Raw genomic sequence first — 1,113 nt, forward strand, 5'->3', positions numbered from 1 at the left:
CAACCCCCGCAGTTCCTCCGCCGCGCCCTCCGGCAACGTCGCCAGCACCGACGGCGGAACGAACGCGTGCGACACCCCCGCACCCGCCAGCAACCGCGCCAACTCCGCACCGGCCAGCCGCTTCTCGCGGGCGACGACGAGGGCGGCTCCGGCGCCGATGGCCATCATCAGTTCGAGGACGGAGGCGTCGAAGCTCGGCGATGCGAGGAGCAGCACCCGGCTGTCGCCGTCCACGTCGGTGCGCTCCCCCGTGCCGGCGGCGAGCGCGGCCAGGCCCCGATGCGTCACGACGACGCCCTTGGGCAGGCCGGTCGAACCGGAGGTGTAGATGACGTAGGCCGGGTTGTCGACGTGGACCGGCCGGACGCGGTCCCGGTCGGCCGGGTCATGCCCGGGCCGGTCTTCGAACAGGTCCGGCTCGTCGATCACCAGAGCCGGCCCGGCGTCCCGCAGCAGGTGGTCCACGCGGGCCTGCGGGTAGTCCGGGTCGATCGGGAGGTACGCGGCGCCGGCCTTGCCGATTCCGAGCAGGGTGGCGATCTGCGCGGCACTGCGCGGCATCAGCACACCGACGACGTCCTCGGCACCCACGCCCCGGTCGATCAGGTGCCAGGCGACACGGTTGGCGTGCGCGTTCAGCTGTGCGTACGACCAGCTGAGGTCCCCCTCGACCACGGCGGTCGCCTCCGGGGTCTCGGCCACGCGACGTTCGAACAGCTGGGTCAGGGTCGCCGGTCGTGCCGTCGGGTCGGTGTACGCCCAGCGGGTCAGCCGAGCCCGCTCGCCGTCGAGCAGGAGGTCCACGGACCCGATCCGCTGCTCCGGGTCGCGTGCGACGGCGGCGAGGAAGCGCAGCCAGCGGCCGATGAACGACTCGATCGTCGCGGCGTCGTACAGGTCGGTGGCGTATTCGACGGCGCCGATGACGCCGTCGGCGCCGTCGGCGCCCTGCTGCTCGGCGAGGCTGATGAACAAGTCGACGCGGGACAGCCCGGTGCTGACGCCCTCCATCCGGGTCCGCAGGCCGGGCAGGTCGAAGCTGGTCGCCGGGTTGTTCTGGAAGGCCAACAGCACCTGGAACAACGGACTGTGCGCCGTACTGCGCTGCGGATT

1 protein-coding gene is annotated in these 1,113 nt (G+C 72.4%); it reads right to left on the reverse strand.

Going from position 1 to position 1,113, the window contains the following annotated elements:
• Positions 1-1,113 (reverse strand): AMP-binding protein (locus ABZ576_RS34420; protein ID WP_360750087.1); only part of this gene is annotated, 1,113 nt, incomplete at both ends.

The sequence above is a fragment of the Streptomyces sp. NPDC013455 genome (genome assembly GCF_040632975.1).
Classification (GTDB): domain Bacteria; phylum Actinomycetota; class Actinomycetes; order Streptomycetales; family Streptomycetaceae; genus Streptomyces.